The organism is Lysinibacillus sp. NPDC093210, assembly GCF_044753985.1.
GTDB lineage: Bacteria > Bacillota > Bacilli > Bacillales_A > Planococcaceae > Lysinibacillus.
The window spans coordinates 107247-127495 of record NZ_JBIVOE010000006.1; the positions used below are offsets into that span (position 1 = coordinate 107247).

Consider the following 20249-nt stretch of genomic DNA (forward strand, 5'->3'; position numbering starts at 1 on the left):
TGACCCCATAAATCCCTCTTGCTAGGGTTAAATTACTTGAAATCGATTTGTAACCTTTTGCAAGTCATCAGCCTGAATCGTTAATTCCTGAGAAACTTGATTGACTGCTTGCATAGAGGCCGTTTGCTCATCCATAGATTGTAACACAGCTTCCGTATAGTTAGATAATCTATCCATGCCACCTGCAATGTTGGTTACTAATGTTGCTACCTCATTGGCGCTTCCCGACAATTGTTTTGCAGTAGTCGAAATATCTTCGAGTTGATTAGTCATTTGACTCACATGATTTGAAATATTACCAAAAGATTTTGTCGCTTCATCAATAACATAAACACCCTGTTGGACATTTTTTAAATCTTCCTCAACAGCTACAGCTACTTGCTTCGTATCACTTTCAATACCTACTACTAGGTCAACAATCTGAGTAGCCGAATGTTTGGATTGCTCTGCTAAATGACGAACTTCCTCTGCAACTACAGCAAAGCCTTTGCCATGTTCACCAGCACGTGCAGCTTCTATCGCAGCATTCAATGCCAGTAAATTCGTTTGATCGGTAATTGTTGTAATCATTTCTGTCATGGCTTTAATATCTGTCATTTTATTTGTTAATTGTTGCATTAATCCACTCGTTTTATCAGTAGAAGTTGAAATAAATTCCATTTGTTTTTTCGCTACATGCAATATTTCTGCTCCGTTTCCTGCTATATCATTCGCTTCTTTAGCATGGTCGTAAACACCTTGTGTTGCAGTGGTAATATGTTCAATTCCATCTACCGTTTGCTGCATGGCAATAGCACTTTCATTAGCAGATTGTGCAGCTTGTTTTAGACCAGTTGACGTTTTCTCCATTTGATGGTCAACCTCTTTTACAGCTATCGTAATTTCATTTGTACTTGCTGAAAGTTCCTCTATGCTTGCAGATAAATCGGTCGAGCTGTTGGCAATTGTTTGCGTCATCGTATGAAGTTGTTCTTTCATCTCAAGAAAGGCTATAGCTAACTCTGAAATCTCACTATTGTCATGTGTGGCAATTGTAATTGAATCAAATTCACCTACTGTAATCGCTTTTGCAGCATTTGATAATTGGTTAATCGGTAAAATTACTTTATATTTGACATAGAACATATAAGACAAAGTAATCGAGATACCAACGATTGTTAAAATTGTAGAAAGCCAAGCTAATGATGTTAAATTTGCCAAATCAATAATTAATACAATAATCATAATTAAATTTAAAACAGAAAAACCGATAATGCTTTTTCTTCGTAAACTCATACTAAATTCCCCCAACTATAATATTACTATAATACCATTATTATAGTCGATTTATCCTAATATTCACAGAAAAACGCCTACTTTATATTCAAGGGAAAAGAATAAAGAGACAAAGACATTTAATTTCTACTCACCCGTTTGTAAAAGACGCTCTTTATTAAGTCTTTTAAAGAAATATAAAAGACAAAAGGCATCAAGAGTTCACTCCTGATGCCTTCTGTCGACACTTTAAGTACTAAATATATAGCAAAGTACTCTAAAAAATTATTTTAATTTCATCATACTAGAACCAGCGATACCTGGGTGTGTCATTTCATATGGATCTAAAATTAAATCTAATTGTTCTTTCGTTAAAACACCCGCTTCAATACAAAGCTCACGAATCGAACGTCCTGAAAGAATCGCTTCACGTGCAAGACGTGCTGCTACTTCATAGCCAATATGTGGGTTCACTGCAGTTAAGACCCCAACACTTTTCTCTACATACTCTTTCATGCGCTCTTCATTTGCTTCAATATCTTTTAAGCAGTTTTCAGTAAATGCACGGAAAACATTATTCATAATGCTAATAGATTGAATTAGGTTAAAGACAAGCACAGGTTCCATAACGTTTAACTCTAATTGACCAGCTTCAGATGCTAAAGAAATCGTATGGTCATTACCAATTACTTGGAATGCTACTTGATTTAGCACCTCTGGCATAACAGGGTTAACTTTACCAGGCATAATGGATGATCCAGGTTGGCGTGCTGGTAAAATGATTTCACCTAAACCTGCACGGGGACCAGATGCCATTAAACGTAAGTCATTAGCAATTTTAGACATATTAATCATACAAATTTTAAGTGAACCGGATACTTCAGTATATGCATCTGTATTTTGCGTAGCATCTACTAAATGTGTAGCACCTTTTAATGGTAAGCCAGAAATTTCAGCAAGATGCTCATCTACAGATTTAATATAATCTGGGAATGCATTTAACCCTGTACCAACAGCCGTTGCACCCATGTTTACATCATATAAGTTTGGACGCGTTTGTCGAATACGGACAATATCACGGTTAATTACACGGCAATATGCTTCAAACTCTTGTCCTAAACGGATCGGTACAGCATCTTGTAAATGCGTACGTCCCATTTTAATGACATGGGCAAATTGCTCTGCTTTTTGATGGAATACAGCTTGCATATTTTCCATAGTAACAAGAAGTTCATCTATTAAATTTAAAACAGCGATATGAATAGCTGTTGGGAAGGCATCATTTGTTGATTGTGACATATTAACATGACTATTTGGGCTAATCGTTTGGTATTCGCCTTTTGCTTTACCCAAAATTTCAAGTGCACGGTTCGCAATAACTTCGTTAGCATTCATATTAATAGAAGTGCCTGCACCACCTTGGATTGGGTCTACAAGAAACTCTGCATCCCATTTACCATCGATGACTTCTTGTGCAGCCTCGACAATTGCCTCTCCAATCTCTTTTGATAATAGGTGTACTTCCATATTACCTAGTGCAGCAGCTTTCTTAACTATTCCCATTGCTTTTATAAGGGCTGGATGAATTGTGTAACCTGTAATCGGGAAGTTTTCTGTTGCGCGAAGCGTTTGAATCCCATAATAAGCTTCTGCTGGTAATACTCGTTCACCTAAAAAATCTTTTTCTATACGTTGTGTGGACATTATTGTCGTCTCCTTTGAAGTAATACTCACACTGATAGTAGCTAATAAATGCCGTCTTGTAAACAGTCAGTTCACCATAAATCGAAAGTTTTTTTCAATTTTAACGATAATCAATAAAAACCGAGCGCAATTCGCACGCTCGGTAGCATTATTATTTCGTTGAAGAAACGGTAAAACGTTTATTAATATTTTGCGGATTTTCAATTTCATCTAAAACGGCAATGGCAAAATCACTGTAGCTGACATAACTTTCACCCGACGCATTTAAGAGTAGATGATCATTTCCTGTAGTATAGTGCCCTGTTCGTGGACCTTCTGGATCAAACATTGCAGATGGACTTAAAAATGTCCACGTAATACTTGATGCTTGTAAATCAGTTAAGTTTTCACCTTGATTTTTTGCAGTTGCAAAGAACATTTCCGGAAAATCTGGTGTATCCATAACACGAACTGTTTTCTCTGGATCAACAAATAAGCTTCCTGCGCCACCGACAACAAATAATTTTGTTGCAATGCCTTTGAAAATATCAATCAAATGACGTCCTACTCTCACATGTAACTCCTCTTGTCCGAAAGTCGCTCCAAATGCATTAACAACAACATCAAAATCCTTAATGTCCTCTTGTGTTAATTCCAATACATCCTTCTCAATCACCTTAATGTCTTCTTTTACTTTAGAAGCTGAACGAACGATGGCAGTAACTTCATGGCCACGTTGCAATGCTTCCTCAACTATTTTTTGTCCCGCTTTCCCTGTTGCTCCAATAACGCCTATTTTCATTTTAAATTCCTCCTCAATAGAATTGTAACCATTTTAGTTACAGGTTAATCACAGTAAGACCGACCTCGTTTTACATTAACGAAGTTGATCTAGCACATCTTGTAAAGTTTGTGCTTGTAACTGTTTTTCCATTGCATGCCAAACATCTAAATAAACGGCTTCTAACGTGTGCTGAATTTTTCGACCAACCGCACATGCTGGATTTGGCTCATCATGAATTGCAAAAATTTGCTCAGGTCCTTCAATCGCTTGATAGATAGCTAGTAAAGACAAATTCTGCGGTTCAATTACGAGACGATAGCCAGCAACGCCGGATTGGGATGTTAATAACCCTGCTTTTTTTAATACACTAATCATACGCCGCACAACTACCGGATTTGTATTCACGCTACCAGCAATAAAGTCAGATGTCAGCATGCTATTATCAGATGTTGTTGCAATGAGCGAAAGTATATGGATTGCGACCGAAAATCGACTGTTCACCATATGAATCACCACCTGTTGTAACTATTATAGTTACAGGTTGAGATAATCACAAGTATTTTGCTCTTATCATAACCTGTTCATTCTTACTGAACACAATACATGTTGAGAAATCTAACATGTACCCCTCTTATATTTTTGACACATAAATAACGAGCTCTTGTTGAATTTGCCCATTCTCTTCATAAAAATCTAAGTTATGAAATTCATATTTAAAATGACCAACAGGAAATGTCACGCTCTCACCTTGAGCTGCAGCGAGTATACCAGCCACATCATGTGACACTATATGTAAAAGTTCCATCCCTGAAATCGTTTCAATAAAAAATACGTTCATTTAAAAACACCTCCTTAGCCATTATAGCTTAGAAGGTGCTTGGATTTATAGCGTTAATTAAGTTGAGTCTCTATACTCGCCTAGGGAAGGCTTTTATTAAAATATTACTTTTGCATGTGTCGTAGCTTCTGTAAATTTACTGGACTGACTAGCTGAAAAAAAGACTAAAATAATTTTTTTATATTGGTTTCCTCTTTTTTTTTTTCATAATTAAATGATAAATTATAAAAAAATAAGTAAAAGTATTTTCTATAAAATAGGAGGATATTTAGCATGAAAATCAAATTTATATTAATTGTAATATGCTCATTTTCACCATTACTATTATTAGGACTTTTCATTTACGGAAATGCTTATTATAACGACTATCATCTAAAATCATCCGAAACGACAGTGAAAGATTTTATAGAGGAATTTATCGACAGTAGCATACAAATCATGCATTTTGAACGAATAGAAGAAACAAATATGTGGTTAGTCCAGTTGAAAATAAATGATAGTAAGTATGGTCATGCACGTTTTAATAAAGGGTGGAATGGCAAACTTAAATTTATTTATTTAGCAACAGATCCCTCAGAAACCTATCGACAATATAAAACCAACAAAGGCAACTATGGCACACTATATGTACACGAATTAGACAGCAATGTTGCCAAAATTAAATTGACAACAAACTGGATGAATTTTGAAAAAGAAATCGAAGTTGATACTTCTACACCATTTATGAAAACATTTAAACTACCTCCTGATGCAGTAGATACGTTTCCTGCCATTTTTACTTTTTATGATAAAATCGGACAAGAGATAAGGCAATAGCTTTTTATTCATCTATCGAAGGCGCTTACATTTTTATGTTATAACCATTAAGGCGGATTTCCTCTATAACTTGCATCATTTCCTCTAATTGCTGTTCTGTTAATGTCTTATGAATGATTGCGCATGCTTGTTCAATTTGCTGTTCTGTTTGGATTAAAGCGTCCCATTGTCTATTTTCTCTCAAGTGACAACGTTTTGCTTTCGTTGTCGTTTGAAGCTCTGCTTTTTCTAGCAACATAGCCACCCCTAAATATTCCTATTAATACCATAAATACTATAATAGACGTTTTGTCGTGTTACCATCCAACTTATTACCTATTTCTTACAAAAGAAAAGTTAAAAAGAGCAGCAACCACAATGGTTACTGCTCGCTTTTATACCGCAATGGGTGCTTTAATTGCTGGATGTGGGTTATAGCCTTCGATCGATAAATCCTCAAGTTCTATATCGAATATTGACGTTTTATTTGAGTTTATTTTCAAGGTTGGTAGTTCCCGTGGCTCACGCGAGAGCTGTTCTTTCACTTGCTCGATATGATTTGCATAAATATGTGCATCGCCAATACTGTGAATAAATTCGCCAACTTCAAGCCCACATTCATGGGCAATTAAATGTGTTAGTAATGCATAGGATGCAATATTGAATGGACACCCAAGCAATGTATCTAGGCTTCTTTGCATTAATTGGCAGCTTAACTTACCTTCTGCTACATAAAATTGAAACATTACATGACAAGGTGGCAAAGCAGCTTTACTGCCCTTTGCACCTGCATTAATGACATCTTCTGGATTCCAAGCATTCACAATAATACGTCGTGAATCTGGATTATGTTTAATTTGGTGAATGACATCTTGTAATTGATCAAGACTTTCCCCATTTGATGTTGTCCAATTACGCCATTGCTTGCCATAGACATTACCAAGGTCCCCGTATTTCTTCGCAAAATCATCATCCTTGATAACGCGGTCACAAAACGATGCCAGCTCAGCTTGATATACCGCATTAAACGCTTCATCCGTTAGACAACGACGACCAAAATCAGTCATATCAGGACCACGGTATTCATCAGATTCTACCCATTTTTTAAATGCCCACTCATCCCATATATGATTATTATTTTGCAATAAGTAGCGGATATTAGTATCGCCTTTAATAAACCAAAGAAGCTCGCTTGCTACAAGTTTAAATGGTACTCGCTTTGTCGTTAAAAGTGGAAAACCCTTACTTAAATCAAAGCGCATTTGATAGCCAAAAACACTGTATGTGCCTGTACCAGTACGGTCTTCCTTTTTGACACCATTTTCTAATATATGTTGTAGTAAATTTAAATACGCAGTTTCTGGATGCGTCAATTTGTCACCAGCTCCTTCAAATATGCTGTTGAACATTATACCATCTAATGTTGATAAATGGACGCCCAAATAGAAAAACAAACTACAAATCAACATCTACATTAGAATCTACTGTTATTTGTTTTTCATCTTCATTTAAAGGTCAATTACATGTCTGAACCCAACGTTTTATCGTGTAATTCTTTAGAAATTTCATTTTCCGTTGCAACGAAAAACATCGGTAACAGTATAATTGATACAAGAATAGGTCCAACAATAAATAATAAATCGATGCCAGGGCTAAAAAAGAGGCCAAATGCTGTCAGTAATCCAGACATCACTAAAAATGCAATTTGTGCAATGACAATTAATAACGGAATGAGTTGATATAAATAGTTTAGTTTTCTAAATTGATGCATATTTTCTGGATGCTGAATAATTCGCTTTTTTAAACGTTTAGATAAAAACAAGCATGTGAAAATTTGAACGATAATAAAGCTAAAATACATAATACTACGTAAGATCATTTGTTGTTTTGCAATTGCCCCATCGAAATGTGCAACTCGCTGCTGTAACAGTTCGTTAACTGCACCATTATAGACGTATTCTCGCTCACTCAAAAATGTTAGCGGCTGGTCAAATCCAAATGTTGACCATTCTTTAGCATTTACTTGCCAATTTGCTAATTTACTTGCCATAATACGTAATTGTATAGTCTCATCTTCACTAAACATCCCTACTAATGTGCGATAGGGGATTGATAATTTCAATTGACCATCTTGTTTCTCTTGAAACAAATCCCCGATAAAAAATGTATAGGCTACATTAGATTGATTAGTTTCAAAATGAGCACTTTCCACTTTCCAATGACTAGCTAAGGAGGCTTCAATATCATTTTTCATTTCATTATATTGCGTATTGTTATGTAACTGTTTAGGAATCTTGTAAACAAAATGATTGTCACTTCCTATGATGCAGATATCCACTTCAACAGGATTTTTAACAATAGTTTTAGCGATTGTTGTCATCGGATATATAGAGATGGCGACTAGGAAAAATAGGATTAGTGTTAGCACACTTTTTTTCATGCAGGCTCCCCTTTCCTTCTCATAAGCTAGATTCACATTATCACAGCTTTTACCGAAAAGACTATTTCGTTATTCCGAAAAAATGATAGTGGTTTTCCGAAACGCACTTTTTCGGTATTCCAAAAAAACCTAAAATTAGGGATAATACAGTAGATACTTATTGATGAAACGAGGCATTTTCATAATGATTATGAAAAATAAAGAGGATATATTATGCACAAATTGACTTCTAGTATTTTTATCACGTACTTACTTATTGGCATTTATGTACTTGTTATTGCATTTCGTGCCCCTTTTATTAACATTTTAGTCGATACGTCTAATGAGCTCCCAGTCGTAATTCATCCTTATTATATAGGTTGGGCACAACAGCAGAATATTGATCAAGGAGACACTATTCTTACAATTGATCAACAATCCACAAAAGGTTTTGTATCGTCCCAACGAGATAGTTACGTCGCCAGTGCAAATGAGCTGTCGATTTTAAAAGCAGATAGTACAGTACATACAATTGAAGTAAAGCACCGTGATCTTCCTGAAGAGTTTTATACACATATTGTTTTTCCGATGTTTTATTTCATCCTTTGTTTTTGTGTTGCTTTCTACTTATGGAAACATAATAAAGATAATTTCATAACAAAATTATTAATTTTATTTCTGTTAACATGTTCGTTAGCTTACACAAGCACTGGTGCTTCAAGTCGAGGGAATGTAGTTGGCATGATTGTCAATGGAGTTTGTATCGTCTTATGTTTAGTATTAATTATTCATTTTTTACAACTGTATTTTCGTTATTTACTTATAAAATGGTCGTACTTAGATACGAGGTGGCTCTATTTTATTCCTTTAGTCATCATTCCATCTTGCTATGTCATTGAATTATTTGTGCCCCAATTTAGGAACATCACGCCTAATGTTACGCTAGGTTTATTTGCATTACTCATTTTATACGCTATTTTTATATTACTAACTAGCTATTTACGAACACGGTTAGCGAAAATACGATTAATCGCCATTTCATGTATTATACCTTTTTTGCCGTTTTTATTATTATTTGTTGTACCTGAAATTTTAGTTAACAAAGCAATCATTCAGCCTGAAATAAGTGTTTTATTTATTTTGTTTATTCCTTTTTCCTTTATTTTCATTCAGTTAAATGAACGATTGTTTGATATTGAGTACCAATTATCTCGTTTTCGCTATTATTCATCACTTGCCTTTTTTATCTCACTTATACTAACGACGTTTTTAGCATTATTGTTAGTTGAACAGCTTACAATTGCAATGCTAATTGTTGTTTTTATTGTTCTTTTCGTAGGTTTTATTACAAGCTTCTATATAAAAGAGCAACTTGATTTTAAACATCGAAAAATTATATTTTCGTCATCTGGTGATTATGTACATAATTTATATGCGGCTGTTAATCGCATGGGAAATGCAAAAAATCAGCAGGAGTTACTGAATAAACTTAAAAGTGAAATTACCGAAAAACTTGGTACTACAGCATTTACCCTTGAAATAATAACCGAGGATGTTCAGTTTCCACAAGGTGGCATCCAAATTGAGAACCAAATGACACAACTACTTATCCATGATACAGTGGATGAAAAGATTCTTATCAGGATACGGCACACTTTACAAAAAGAAGAGCTACTTTGGTTGGAGTTACTTGCTTTATATGTCTCTATGTTTATCGACAATTTAAAGCATATTGAAGATTTAGTACGCGATATACAGCACATGAAAGACACGAATAACACTCAACTTCCCTGGCTCGATAAATTATTATGGAATATTATTGAGAAAGAAAAAAGTATTCTTGCACAGGAGTTACATGACACTATTTTACAGGAGCAACTCCATCTGGCAAGGGAATTAGATGTTATTGCAAGCTCCCCTATTATTGAAGAAAAAAAAGTTTTAGACATTCGGGAACAACTTATTAATGCCACTAAAGATTTACGAGAGTATTGTGAAAATCTAAGTCCCCCGTTACTCGATACTTTTGGTTTAGAAATGGCTTTAAAAAAACTTGTACAAAAAGTAAAAATTCGAGCTAACTTTCTGTTAAATACTCAAATTGACCGAGTTCAGTTTCAAGATGCAACTTTACATTTAGTCGTCTATCGCCTAGTTCAAGAACTGCTCAATAATGCGATTAAACACGCAGATGCATCGAAGGTTTCGCTAAAGCTACTTGCGATTAACAATGGTTTTGTTCTCCAATACGACGATAATGGTATCGGCTGCAACATTGAAGATTTAATGCAATCATCCGCTTCTATGGGCATTAATGGAATTCGAGAACGTGTTCGAGCGTTTAACGGAGAAATGACCATTACCTCCAAACCAAATGATGGCATGCATGTTTTTATTCAAATTCAAGAGGATTGTGAGGAACCATACAAATGATTGATATATTGATTGTAGATGATCATCCTGTCGTTTTAGACGGAACGAAAACATTATTACAAGATTTAGAAAATGTCCATATTGAAACGGAGCAAGAAAGTGCTAATGTCGCTTCCAGAATGGAGACTCAAACTTTCCAGCTCTTTTTAATTGATATTAATATGAAACCGATAAATGGCATTCAGCTTGCTGAAATGATTAAGAAAATACAACCTGAAGCAATGATTATACTTTATACAGGCTATGAATTATCCGATTATTACGAGCTACTTGTTGAAAAAAAAGTGGATGGACTTTTATCAAAGCTTGCTACGAAAGAACAAGTTATTCAAACAATACAAGCTACTTTGCGCGGGGAAATTTTATTATCAGTTGATTTTTTGGACTTTGTCAAACAGCACTCGAATCGTTCCAATGCCAAGCAGGAAGTACTACTAAGTCATAAAGAACAGGAAATTTTGCAGCTCGTAGCACAAGGTTGTACAAATAAAGCCATCGCCTCTGCAATTGGGGTTACCCAACGTACAGTGGAAAATTATTTATCTAAACTCTTTGTAAGATTGCAAGTGGAATCACGTGCCGAGGCAGTAATTGTTGCAAAAGAAAAAGCATGGATTGACTAAAATCATACAGGCTACCTAAAAATTTTGTATAAGTTTACATAGTCTCAACAAATGTGATAATGGTATAAAACCCATTCAATTTATCGCTTTTTATTAACAAAATAGGTTGTTTATACCTCTTTTCTTTCAGTAAATGGGTCAATCCTTATACTTAGAAACAATATTATGTAATTTTTTCTTACTAAAAAACGGCATTTGCTGGATAAATGTATGAATCTGTTATATAATGAAAGTAATAATTAAATTACTTCATCGTAAACAATGAATCCACGTATTCAATAGTAACGTGTTCGTGCGATCTTCTGATTATGTGTTTATTTTATACAGAATGAAGGAATATGATTGTTGAATTTATTTTTGGAGGTTTTTTAAATGACTCAAGGTACAGTAAAATGGTTTAACGCAGAAAAAGGTTTTGGCTTCATCGAAGTAGAAGGTGGAAACGATGTATTCGTACACTTCTCTGCAATCCAATCTGAAGGTTTCAAAACACTTGAAGAAGGACAAAAAGTAGAATTCGGCGTTGAAGAAGGTAACCGTGGCCCTCAAGCTACAAACGTTGTAAAACTTTAATTCTTTTTCAAGAATTAACAGTTCAAACTCCAAGAGACATCCTTTATGGATGTCTCTTTTCATTTATAATTATTTCTCTACGCGTAAGAATGGAGTCCCGCAATCACCAAGTTAACGAATACTTGATTAAAAACGATAATGCCAAATCCAGTTATAGATAACCATGCAGTTTTCTCCCCTTCCCATCCTTTGGAAAGACGTAGATGTAAAAAAGCAGCATAAAATAAAAATGTAATAAGTGCCCAAACTTCTTTCGGATCCCAACCCCAATATCTTCCCCAGGCAATTTGTGCCCATATCATTGCAAACAATAAACCACCTAAAGCAAACAATGGGTAGCCTATCACAACGGCTCTATAAGAAATTTCGTCCATTAATGCAGGCTGTACACGTTTTGTCAGCGGCTTTAATAAAACAATAATCGACTTTCTAAAGAGAATCCGTATGATACCATATAAAAGGGTCCCCACGATAAATGCCCAGACGATAGAATTTAACTTTTTTGCGTCTATAGTTTGAGGTACTTTCAATAATCCTGTAGAATCTCCATTTTCCTTTAACGCTCCGGCATTGACAATAAGGGGTGTCATCGTATAGACAACCTGTTCTTCCTTGCCGTGTGTATTTTCAAATTGAAGATGTACGTCATCCTTCATTATAGTAAAAGCAGTCGATACGCCGCTAAAGCCAATGACAACAAGCAAACAGTACATGACAAATTCTAACATAATCGTACTAAGTGATCGTTTTTGAACATCCAACGTTTTTAGCAGATAAATTATCCCCGTTGCAAATGAGATAGATAAAATAGCACTAGAAAAAGCAACTGTCATAACATGAATTGTTAACCAATTACTTTGTAATGAAGGTACAAGTGGTGTAACTTCATTTGTAAAAACGCTTCCATAGCCGAGAATCATTAATACTACGGGTATTACAAATAACCCTACAACAATTTGCTTATACAAATAATGAATAATGAGAAAGCTAGCCGTTAGCATAATGCCAAAAAACGTCATAAACTCGTACATATTACTAACTGGAGCGTGTTTCACTGCAAACCATCTTAAAATAAAATAGCATAATTGTAAGACAAAGGCGGAATATGTAAGTATAAGACCAAGTCTCTTAAACGTACGTCCTGATGATTTTACTGCGAGTCCAAACGGTAAAATGGCAATTAACAGTAAAATAAAAGCTGCAAATAATGAATACCCACTCATACTTAATATTTTTTCAGTTCCCAACATAACGACCTCCAACATCCTTTTTTGGTAGAAGCTGTGAATGCCTCTCCTTAAAAAGAACGTAACCCGTTACATTAAGTGCCTTCTTTCTGTTGTAAATTATTCCTCTAAATGGTAGTTATTACAAAAATGTGACAATACAAGAAGAAGCAAATGAATACAAACAGGATGATACCATCTTTTATGACTTCTAGGATTTCTAATGACACAGACATTTGGTACCATTCACTTAAATAAAAAACAATCATCATCCCATGTAATATACAAACTCAAAAAAACCAACTTTTCACATACGCAAAAAGTTGGTCTTTATGAAAGTAGATATGCCTCTATCTACATATTACCAAAAATTATATTATAAGTCTATTTCTTTCTTTGGCTATATGGGAAAATAAAAATGCGCAAATGAAACATAACGTTATGTAAAATAATTCGGAGGTTTTACATGCAGCAGAATATTTATGATAATCCAAATTTTTTTAAGCAATACCGACAATTACGATCATTACCATTCAATTATAATCAATTACTTGAGCAGCCAGCATTTAAAGCATTACTGCCCGATTTACATGATTTACAGTTACTTGATATAGGCTGTGGTATGGGGGAATTTGCAACGTTTTGTATTGAGAACAAAGCAAAGCATGTAACAGCGATAGATGTGTCGAAAAATATGCTTGCTGTCGCTAAAACATTGCATGCACATCCAAACATTTATTATTGCTTACAATCATTTGAGAAATTTAATGCTCCTGCAAATAGCTTTGATTGTATTACAAGCTCTCTCGCTCTACATTATATAGAAGATTTTGATGCAGTAATTGCTAAAGTATCGTCCATGCTTCGCAAAGATGGTGTAGTCATTTTTTCAATAGAACACCCGATTGTTACAGCACGTAAATATATGGATAATTGGATTTGCGACGAGGATGGTGATTTATGTCATTATGCAATTGATGATTATCAAGCAGAAGGTGTACGGGAGCAAACCTGGTTAGTTGAAGGTGTTATAAAGTATCATCGGACGCTATCAACTATACTCAATACATTAATTGTACATGGACTCACTATTGAGAAAATTGAAGAACCTATCCCCTCTATCGAAGCAATACAAGCTCTTCCAAAACTAAAAAAAGAATTACGGAAACCTTCCTTTTTATTAGTACGAGCAAAGAAGCAGTAAATCTTCCGTTGAATAAGTGACAGGCACTCAAACAATTCTGAATACTTCAAGCAAAAATCCACTTAGACTCCTGCGGCATACACTGTACCCGCTGAAAGCTAAGTGGATTTATATATAGTAATCATATTATGCTAGGTGTGTATGCTAAGTGACAGACACTTAAACAATTACTTCCCAAATTCAATCAACTTTTGATTTAAAGTAAATGATTTCGGGATCATCATCATCCAAGTTTTCAATATAGCCACTTCTATTAAATCCAGCTACTTCAAATACTTTTTGCATTTGCAAATTTGAATGATTTGTAGAGGAGAAAATTTTTGGTGTTGGTGCCATACTGACAAAACTAGCTAGTAGTAATGAAGCCACCCCTTTTCTTCGTTCAGATGGTTTAACAATGACCAATGAAATAAAACTACATTCAAAAAAATTAGTCGTAAAAATTAAAAATCCTGCTATACCGCTGTGCGTTCTTTGAATAAGGCAACGCTTTTCTTCAATTGCTTTTATTATCATATCTTTTCTTGAATTATCCCCTATGACTTCTTCGTCCATTGTACAGAGGACAGCAATATGTTCTATATTAGCCTCTATTACTGGCATCATTTCATTCACCCTTATTTTATTTGATAGATTATAAATAATAACTCATTACTTTCAACTCATCATTAATTCCTACTGCATTGATGCCTTCATCTACAAAGCCACATTTTTTATATAGAGCCTGCGCCGCAATATTAGGAAAATTCACACCTAAAACTAGTTCGTTAATGGTAGGAAAATGTTGTTGCACAAACGAGGGCAATAAATGTAATGCTTCAGTTGCATACCCCTTACCTTGTTCATTAACATCCGTTGAAAATGCTCGAATTAATAAAGCTTGATTATTTCCAGTGTAAGGTTTTACCCCTTCCTTTTCATGAAGAACAAAAAAAGTAACGAGCTTCCCTTCTTTCATCGCTAACACTGCATGTCGACTTTCATCAGTTTTAATTAATTCGATACTTGCCTGTGGGGACATCGTATAGCGAAGCTGCTCTTTAGTTAACGTGTATTGCTCAATCAATGAGTGATCGGATACTTCATAAAATTTTAGTCGCATTTTACCCCTTCTTCCATTTACTCTGAAATAACCCTAACATATTTTAGCAATTAATAGCAGATAACCATCGTTTAAAATTTACTAATTAACCAACACACTTTTGTGTTATTTTTTCATTTTATTACTTTAAATTCCAAACTATGCTATTATTATACTATTCAATTTAAAGGAGATGCGACTATGATTGCACTAAAAGCAGTAGAAATGTTTGGAACAAATTAATTTCAAAGGGATGTAAAACTTACACTGCAGCCCTTGAACAAGGGAGAATTTACATGGAACAATATTTTAAAGATTTTCTTAATGGACAATCAATTATTTTGAAGCAAATGGCATCTTCTGATTTAGAAGAATTTATAAAGGTAGAGAGTGAAAAACATACTTTATTACTTGCTAATGATGAAATTCCATTCCCACATACAGTAGAAGATCATTCTACATTCTTTCAAAGTATTAGTGGAAAAAAGGAAGAATTTTTCTTTGGTATTTTTGAAAAGACGACGCAACAGCTTATTGGTTCATGTGGTGTATATTCTATTAACTGGATTAATAGCACATGTTTAGTAGGAATATCTTTGAGTGAAAAATGGCATGGTAAAGGATTAGGTACTGATGCTATGCAGACTCTCATCACATTCATCTTCGACTACATTGCAATAAACAAAATTAAACTACAAGTGTTCAGCTTTAATGTAGGAGCGATACGTTCCTATGAAAAATGTGGATTTACCAAAGAAGGTACCCTTCGTAATGAAATATTCCGCTTCGGTAAATTTCACGATATAATCTTATTCGGCCTATTACGTGAAGAGTGGCCCCCACTTAGTTAAAAAAGCGCACACATTCAAAATAATGAATGTGTGCGTTACTCATTTTTAGTGTACCTGATCTTGATTTCGCTTTCTGATCATTTTAAAAAGTCTATATATGTCAAGTAATTTTAAGAAAAAGAATTATTCCTAATAATTAAACAGCAAATAATAGAATTTGATAAATTGCGACAAGAAATGAAATATTGTAACGTTTTGCATCAACTATTCTAGTTAGATAGATTATTCTCTATAGTCAAAAAGACACATACAAAAAATGTTTAATTCTTAACATTATTTAAAGTAAAAACACTGTCAATTCGCTAATTACATAACTTATTAATCTAACAAAGGGGTAAAAAATTTTCACTAGAATTCACATTATTTTTATAGTTACTTAGACTAATTTGTGACTAAATTACGAATTTCAATTTCAATACACAATGTGACAATTTTTTTGTTTTAACTGATATACAATGAAAAAGCTGAATCAAAGTCATTGGAATTTTAAATCAAGAATATGCGGAAAAAAATTAGGAGGAGAATAAGTTGGTACATTTATTGCTTAAACAATTCTTGAAGTTTGAAATTGAGATTAAAAGAAGAATTATGTATAAAAAGGCAAAAGATTTAGGATTTACACACCCCGCCGTAGTAGATTGTAGCCAAGAACTTGATGTTTTACTAAACAAATATTTAAAACAAGCATCCTAATAAAAAGGAGGAGTATTTATAAATAAATTTTATAATGTAATCCCGTTTTCGATAAAACCAGTCAGAAATAATGTTTACGTGGCTGGTTTTTCGTTCAGTCTAATTACTTGTTAAAGAGCCTTTTCGATATTCCTTAGTTTTCAATATGTTACTGTAATGAAACGTATACATAACAAAAAATTGGGAAATCTACCTATAACACTAATTATAGGAGGCCAAATTATGCAAGTACTGTTTTTAACCTTGGTCGTTATTTCTAATTTATTTTCACACACAGAGACTTTACCAAAAGAGTCGACAACTACTATTTGTGAACCTATCACAACATCTGACACTACGCTTCAATACCCTAGTAATCACTTTCAATCATTTCTTGTTGAAGACGCATTTTATAAGCAACTAGATAAATCCATCTATGAGGAGTATAAAGATGCATCGTTAAACGTTCGCCAAAAAATTCTATTTAAAGATGTGCCTGATACTCATAAAATTTTTAATATGCAAATAAATTACAACAGTAGAAAATTAGATCTCTCAAATCACATTATGATTCATCCAAACAGACAAGTATATTTTTTAGCTTCATATCGCCAAAACGCACAAGAAGAATTTCATAAATATATAGTGATTGATGCAGAAACGAATAATATACTATTAGGTAGTAGTACGTATTCACCAGTACTAAAAGCAGATAAGCCACTTTGATACTTTATAAAGTACATCTACTATATACTATGCTTGAATAACCATTACTAGAAGCATAATCTTTGCTATTTTTAATAAATAGGTTATTTTTATTTGAAATGAGAAAAAGCCTGATTGTAATATTCAACCAGGCTTTTCTTTATTATTAACTAGTAGGTAAAGCTTTTTGCAAAATTTCTTGTTTGACTTCATCAACAAACTGCTGTAATGTTTTTTCATTTAACTCTTGATTACCAAATTTGCGTACAGTTACACTTTGATTGTCGCGCTCTTTATCGCCCAATACTAGAATATACGGTGTTTTCTTCATCTGTGCTTCTCTTATTTTTTTCCCGAGCTTCTCCTGGCGGTTATCTGCACGGACACGTATTTGTTCTTTTTCAAGTATGTGTACAACCTGTTGAACATATTCTTGATGGATATTAGCAACCCCTATCACAATTACTTGTTGTGGTGCTAACCAAGTCGGAAATGCACCGCCAAAATGTTCAATTAAAATGCCTAAAAAGCGATCAATTGAGCCAAATACAGCACGATGGATAACGACAGGTCTTACTTTTTCGTTTTGTTCATTTAAATATGTTAAATCGAATTTCTCAGGCAGTTGGAAATCTAGTTGAATTGTTGCACATTGGTGACTGCGTTTAATAGCATCTTTTATGTGAATGTCAATTTTAGGTCCGTAAAATGCGCCGTCCCCTTCGTTTATTCTATAAGCATACCCTGCATTATTTAAAACATTTTCCAATGCTCTTTCTGCTTTATCCCAAAGCTGAATATCTCCCATAAAATCAGCAGGACGAGTCGAAAGTTCAATTTCATATTGGAAGCCAAAAACTTGATACGTATGATCAATAATCTTCAGCGCTAAATTAATTTCATCCTCTATTTGCTCAGGTGTGACAAAAATATGGGCATCGTCTTGGCAGAATGTTCGTACACGTAATAGACCATTTAATGCACCGCTAAATTCATGTCGATGCACTTGCCCAAATTCCGCCATCCGAATCGGCAAATCACGGTATGAATGTCTTGCATTTTTGAAAATCAACATATGCCCAGGACAATTCATAGGCTTTAAAGCGAAGCTTTGAGCATCTACTTGTGTAAAATACATATTGTCTTTATAGTGGTCCCAATGTCCCGATTGTTCCCATAAACGCTGGTTCATCATAAATGGTGTACGAACCTCTTGATAGTCATACTTCGTTTGAAGATTTCGTAAAAAGGATTCTAATTCATTTCGAATGATTTGACCATTTGCTAAATAAAACGGCATGCCTGGTGCTTCTTCGGAAAACATAAATAATTCAAGTTCTTTCCCCAATTTACGATGATTGCGTTTTTCTGCTTCTTCTAGAAATACAAAGTAATCCTGTAATTCTTCCTTTGTAGCAAATGAAACACCATAAATGCGCTGCAGCATTTTATTTTGGCTATCGCCGCGCCAATACGCTCCAGAAACTTGCATTAATTGAAAGTGTTGCAATTTACCTGTTGACGAAACATGCGGCCCACGACATAAATCATAAAAATCACCTTGCTCATAAACTGTAATTATTTCTTCTTCGGGAATATCAGCTAGTAATTCCAACTTTAATTTATCATGCTGGAACAGCTGTTTAGCTTCTGCTCGCGATACTTCCTTTCGATGTATTTCAATATTTTCTTGAACAATTCGTTTCATCATTTTTTCTATTTTTTGTAAGTCTGTTGGTACAAGGGATTCTGGTAAATCGATATCGTAATAAAACCCATTCTCGATAACTGGCCCTACCCCAAACTGCGCATTTGGATAGATTCGTTTAATAGCTTGTGCTAATAAATGAGCAGTGGAATGACGAATAACCTCGATTCCCTCGCGTGAGCTAGCATCAAATAGGTTGATTTGGGCATCTGCCAATATAGGGCGCGTCAAATCAGTGATGGTTCCGTTCACACTTCCTACAATTGCTTTTTTGCGCAGTGCGGGGCTAATCGCCTGTGCAATGTCGGTTAGTGTAACACCTTTTGTAAATACTTGTTGTTTTCCATCCGGAAACTGAATGTTTAATACTTGATTTGACATGTTCTTTTCTCCTTTTCTAGAAAATAAAAAAAACACATATCCGTCCCAAAATAGGGACGAGTATGTGTAATTTACCCGTGGTTCCACCCAAATTCCCACTAGATGCACTAGCGGCTCATTGACTTTGCTGTAACGTCGCAATTACGGTGCATGTTTCCAAGCACTGCTCCAAGGTAGTAAAAAATGATGCGGCAATAGGAAGTTTTCAGCTAGGCTTCCCTCTCTGTAAATCGTTCATCAAATCTCTTGTCCTTGTCATGGCTATTTTCATTGTTTCATGAAATTGGTATTTACTATATCGGACATTTAAATACTTGTCAATATTTGAAAATTATTTTTCACATTAACTAATATGACCTGTTTATTGATATCACTGCGTGTAAAACGCATACATTGTTACTAAAAATTTTTTTTTGGGATTGCACATTTATTGTTAAGTTCCATCCTTATGAGTTAATAATGGTTGACTACTACTTCATTATGCCAGCTTATAGATTCTGACAATTGATAGGACACTAAGTTAGCAGTTACAACCAGCATAACACCTGCTCTAGACAGCATTGTATGCGTCGGTTTTTCTAATACAAGAACAATATAGCCCTCACCACTACCTTGACTATCAATTGCATTCGTCGCATCTATATCAAAAGTAGTGTATTTGTCTTCTATCAATGTAGGGATTCTGTCTTCCCTATAACTTCCATGTTCTTTCAAATTGTAGCTGACTGGCATCCATCCTTCTGACCAATCTATACTACCGATAATTTCTTTACTACGACTGGCAAGTTTTCCGATTGAAAACGTAAAATATATCTTCATAATGGCCTGGTCCAATTCATTCTTTCCTTCACATATTGCTTCAACCTGGAGCATTATATCACCTTTAGACTGCTTCTTAACAACAACTAAAATGGTACCTAAAATACTAAGTACAAGTACGACACCAACTATTACTAATCCCATTAGACCCCTCCTATCATCGCAATAACTATTACCATTAGATTACCATGATTTAGGAA

Annotated in this window: 21 protein-coding genes; 8 read left to right on the forward strand and 13 right to left on the reverse strand. The window is 34.5% G+C overall.

Annotated elements, in window-relative coordinates:
- Positions 1 to 27: 27 nt before the first annotated feature.
- The 5 genes from ACIP9C_RS15105 to ACIP9C_RS15125 form a co-directional block, all read right to left on the reverse strand.
- Positions 28 to 1275 carry a methyl-accepting chemotaxis protein gene (locus tag ACIP9C_RS15105; protein ID WP_401011915.1) on the reverse strand — a complete coding sequence of 416 codons (1248 nt, stop codon included), beginning with the start codon at positions 1273 to 1275 and terminating at the stop codon, positions 28 to 30.
- Positions 1276 to 1539: 264 nt separating this feature from the next.
- A complete protein-coding gene (gene aspA / locus ACIP9C_RS15110) occupies positions 1540 to 2958 on the reverse strand; it encodes an aspartate ammonia-lyase (protein ID WP_401011917.1) in 1419 nt (472 codons plus the stop codon).
- 151 nt (positions 2959 to 3109) lie between these two features.
- Complete coding sequence (locus tag ACIP9C_RS15115; RefSeq protein WP_401011919.1) at positions 3110 to 3739, reverse strand: NAD(P)-dependent oxidoreductase; 630 nt, start codon at positions 3737 to 3739, stop codon at positions 3110 to 3112.
- A 75-nt stretch (positions 3740 to 3814) separates the two neighbouring features.
- The gene (locus tag ACIP9C_RS15120; protein ID WP_401011920.1) at positions 3815 to 4225 is read right to left on the reverse strand and encodes an Rrf2 family transcriptional regulator; all 411 of its coding nucleotides are present in this window, start codon (positions 4223 to 4225) and stop codon (positions 3815 to 3817) included.
- 127 nt (positions 4226 to 4352) lie between these two features.
- Positions 4353 to 4559: a thymidylate synthase gene (locus ACIP9C_RS15125; protein ID WP_172771652.1), complete on the reverse strand. Its 207-nt coding sequence runs from the start codon at positions 4557 to 4559 to the stop codon at positions 4353 to 4355.
- Positions 4560 to 4832: 273 nt separating this feature from the next.
- On the opposite strand from ACIP9C_RS15125, the gene ACIP9C_RS15130 reads away from it, so the two are divergent.
- Positions 4833 to 5375, forward strand: a complete 543-nt coding sequence (locus ACIP9C_RS15130) for a hypothetical protein (RefSeq protein WP_401011922.1) — start codon at positions 4833 to 4835, stop codon at positions 5373 to 5375.
- A 25-nt stretch (positions 5376 to 5400) separates the two neighbouring features.
- On the opposite strand, the gene ACIP9C_RS15135 is transcribed toward ACIP9C_RS15130, so the two are convergent.
- From ACIP9C_RS15135 to ACIP9C_RS15145, 3 genes are all read right to left on the reverse strand, one after another.
- On the reverse strand, positions 5401 to 5613 hold the full coding sequence (locus tag ACIP9C_RS15135) for a hypothetical protein (protein ID WP_401011924.1): 213 nt from the start codon (positions 5611 to 5613) through the stop codon (positions 5401 to 5403).
- A gap of 136 nt (positions 5614 to 5749) precedes the next feature.
- Entirely contained in the window at positions 5750 to 6727 is a 978-nt protein-coding gene (locus tag ACIP9C_RS15140; protein ID WP_401011926.1) for a thymidylate synthase, read from the reverse strand.
- Between the two features lie 146 nt (positions 6728 to 6873).
- A complete protein-coding gene (locus ACIP9C_RS15145) occupies positions 6874 to 7794 on the reverse strand; it encodes a hypothetical protein (RefSeq protein WP_401011927.1) in 921 nt (306 codons plus the stop codon).
- 213 nt (positions 7795 to 8007) lie between these two features.
- On the opposite strand from ACIP9C_RS15145, the gene ACIP9C_RS15150 reads away from it, so the two are divergent.
- The 3 genes from ACIP9C_RS15150 (at position 8008) to ACIP9C_RS15160 (ending at position 11402) form a co-directional block, all read left to right on the forward strand.
- Positions 8008 to 10206 carry an ATP-binding protein gene (locus ACIP9C_RS15150; RefSeq protein WP_401011929.1) on the forward strand — a complete coding sequence of 733 codons (2199 nt, stop codon included), beginning with the start codon at positions 8008 to 8010 and terminating at the stop codon, positions 10204 to 10206.
- Complete coding sequence (locus ACIP9C_RS15155) at positions 10203 to 10829, forward strand: response regulator (protein WP_401011930.1); 627 nt, start codon at positions 10203 to 10205, stop codon at positions 10827 to 10829. The genes ACIP9C_RS15150 and ACIP9C_RS15155 overlap by 4 nt, the downstream gene beginning before the upstream one ends.
- Before the next feature lie 372 nt (positions 10830 to 11201).
- Positions 11202 to 11402: a cold-shock protein gene (locus tag ACIP9C_RS15160; RefSeq protein WP_010859201.1), complete on the forward strand. Its 201-nt coding sequence runs from the start codon at positions 11202 to 11204 to the stop codon at positions 11400 to 11402.
- A gap of 77 nt (positions 11403 to 11479) precedes the next feature.
- Here the strand turns inward: ACIP9C_RS15160 and ccsB are convergent, their stop codons facing one another.
- A complete protein-coding gene (gene ccsB, locus ACIP9C_RS15165) occupies positions 11480 to 12634 on the reverse strand; it encodes a c-type cytochrome biogenesis protein CcsB (RefSeq protein ID WP_401012217.1) in 1155 nt (384 codons plus the stop codon).
- A 460-nt stretch (positions 12635 to 13094) separates the two neighbouring features.
- On the opposite strand from ccsB, the gene ACIP9C_RS15170 reads away from it, so the two are divergent.
- Complete coding sequence (locus ACIP9C_RS15170; protein WP_401011933.1) at positions 13095 to 13832, forward strand: class I SAM-dependent DNA methyltransferase; 738 nt, start codon at positions 13095 to 13097, stop codon at positions 13830 to 13832.
- Between the two features lie 180 nt (positions 13833 to 14012).
- On the opposite strand, the gene ACIP9C_RS15175 is transcribed toward ACIP9C_RS15170, so the two are convergent.
- Positions 14013 to 14438, reverse strand: coding sequence for a GNAT family N-acetyltransferase (locus tag ACIP9C_RS15175; RefSeq protein WP_401011935.1), 426 nt, complete (start codon positions 14436 to 14438; stop codon positions 14013 to 14015).
- A 28-nt stretch (positions 14439 to 14466) separates the two neighbouring features.
- Entirely contained in the window at positions 14467 to 14934 is a 468-nt protein-coding gene (locus ACIP9C_RS15180) for a GNAT family N-acetyltransferase (RefSeq protein WP_401011937.1), read from the reverse strand.
- Positions 14935 to 15209: 275 nt separating this feature from the next.
- Between ACIP9C_RS15180 and ACIP9C_RS15185 the strand changes: the two genes are divergently transcribed.
- The 3 genes from ACIP9C_RS15185 to ACIP9C_RS15195 all read left to right on the forward strand — a co-directional run bounded on the left by ACIP9C_RS15185 (position 15210) and on the right by ACIP9C_RS15195 (position 17162).
- Positions 15210 to 15764 carry a GNAT family N-acetyltransferase gene (locus tag ACIP9C_RS15185; protein WP_401011939.1) on the forward strand — a complete coding sequence of 185 codons (555 nt, stop codon included), beginning with the start codon at positions 15210 to 15212 and terminating at the stop codon, positions 15762 to 15764.
- Between the two features lie 528 nt (positions 15765 to 16292).
- On the forward strand, positions 16293 to 16457 hold the full coding sequence (locus tag ACIP9C_RS15190) for a Spo0E family sporulation regulatory protein-aspartic acid phosphatase (RefSeq protein ID WP_401011941.1): 165 nt from the start codon (positions 16293 to 16295) through the stop codon (positions 16455 to 16457).
- Between the two features lie 222 nt (positions 16458 to 16679).
- On the forward strand, positions 16680 to 17162 hold the full coding sequence (locus ACIP9C_RS15195) for a hypothetical protein (RefSeq protein WP_401011943.1): 483 nt from the start codon (positions 16680 to 16682) through the stop codon (positions 17160 to 17162).
- Between the two features lie 145 nt (positions 17163 to 17307).
- Here the strand turns inward: ACIP9C_RS15195 and thrS are convergent, their stop codons facing one another.
- Together thrS and ACIP9C_RS15205 are read right to left on the reverse strand one after the other, a co-directional pair.
- Entirely contained in the window at positions 17308 to 19230 is a 1923-nt protein-coding gene (thrS, locus tag ACIP9C_RS15200) for a threonine--tRNA ligase (RefSeq protein ID WP_401011945.1), read from the reverse strand.
- Positions 19231 to 19683: 453 nt separating this feature from the next.
- Positions 19684 to 20193 (reverse strand): hypothetical protein, encoded by a 510-nt coding sequence (locus ACIP9C_RS15205; protein WP_401011946.1) that lies wholly within the window; start codon positions 20191 to 20193, stop codon positions 19684 to 19686.
- Positions 20194 to 20249 lie beyond the last annotated feature (56 nt).